This window comes from Streptococcus sp. SO2, assembly GCF_030440025.1.
In genome coordinates this window covers 1-1,046 of the sequence record NZ_JAQFJH010000045.1, presented here as the reverse complement: position 1 = coordinate 1,046, position 1,046 = coordinate 1, and the positions used below count along the sequence as shown (strand labels likewise).

Here is a 1,046-nt window from a genome sequence, read left to right as displayed (position 1 = left end):
AATATCTTTTGAGAACTCACGAGTAAGTTCTCCTTTAGGTCCTTTTACAGTTACAACGTTGTCATTGTTAGTGATTTCAACACCAGCAGGCAACACGATAACTTTATTACCAATACGTGACATGTTTTTATTCTCCTGTTAAATTGTCAGGCCATGACGGCCAGTTTTCACGGGGTTAAATCGATTTCTCGATTTAAAGGAACATTTAGATTTCAATTTCAAAGTGAATCTAGGCATCGTCTCGCAGGCATAACTTTGGGTTAGGCTAGAAACGATAACGAAGAGTCACAAAGAAATTGGGAACTAAATATTACCAAACGTAAGCGATAACTTCCCCACCAACGTTCTTTTGGCGAGCTTCTTTATCAGTAAGCAAACCTTCTGAAGTTGAAAGGATAGCAATTCCAAGACCGTTAAGTACTTTTGGAAGATCTTCACGTTTTTTGTAGACACGAAGTCCTGGTTTAGAAACACGTTTCAAGTTAGTGATAACTTTTTCACCGTTTGGTCCGTATTTAAGGAATACACGGATGATGCCTTGTTTGTCATCTTCGATGATTTCTACGTTCTTAACAAAACCTTCGCGTTTAAGGATTTCAGCAATCCCTTTTTTGATGTTTGATGCAGGTACTTCAAGTACTTCGTGTTTTGCTTGGTTAGCGTTACGAATACGAGTTAGGAAGTCTGCGATTGGGTCAGTCATAACCATTTTATTTTCTCCTCTTACTAGTAGTTTGCAAGTTGCACTTGCTAGTTAATGATTGAGCTGGGCTCAGATAGTATTGACACATTCAAACAAGATAATCTCATTTGAACACGAGCTACAACCTGGGCAAAAAAGATAGATTTGTCTTGGAGTATCGCTCCTGCACCAAATCTCCTATTTTTGCTAGGGTTGTTACGCTCTTTGTATCATGATATTACCAAGATGCTTTTGTTACACCAGGAATTTGTCCTTTGTAAGCTAATTCACGGAAGCAAACACGGCAAAGTTTAAATTTGCGGTAAACTGAATGTGGACGACCACATTTTTCACAACGAGTATA

General features: G+C 38.4%; 3 protein-coding genes. All 3 read right to left on the bottom strand.

The window, feature by feature from the left end:
• A partial coding sequence (gene rplF, locus PCY17_RS12185; RefSeq protein WP_301395754.1) for a 50S ribosomal protein L6 occupies positions 1 to 123 on the bottom strand: 123 nt, incomplete at its 3' end.
• A gap of 187 nt (positions 124 to 310) precedes the next feature.
• A complete protein-coding gene (gene rpsH, locus PCY17_RS12180; protein ID WP_000245504.1) occupies positions 311 to 709 on the bottom strand; it encodes a 30S ribosomal protein S8 in 399 nt (132 codons plus the stop codon).
• A 211-nt stretch (positions 710 to 920) separates the two neighbouring features.
• Positions 921 to 1,046, bottom strand: a 126-nt coding sequence (locus tag PCY17_RS12175; RefSeq protein ID WP_301395792.1) for a type Z 30S ribosomal protein S14, incomplete at its 5' end; no start/stop codon positions are given.

Excerpts from the sequence above, each read along its gene's own strand:
- rpsH (WP_000245504.1), bottom strand. The coding sequence starts at position 709 with ATGGTTATGACTGACCCAATCGCAGACTTCCTAACTCGTATTCGTAAC.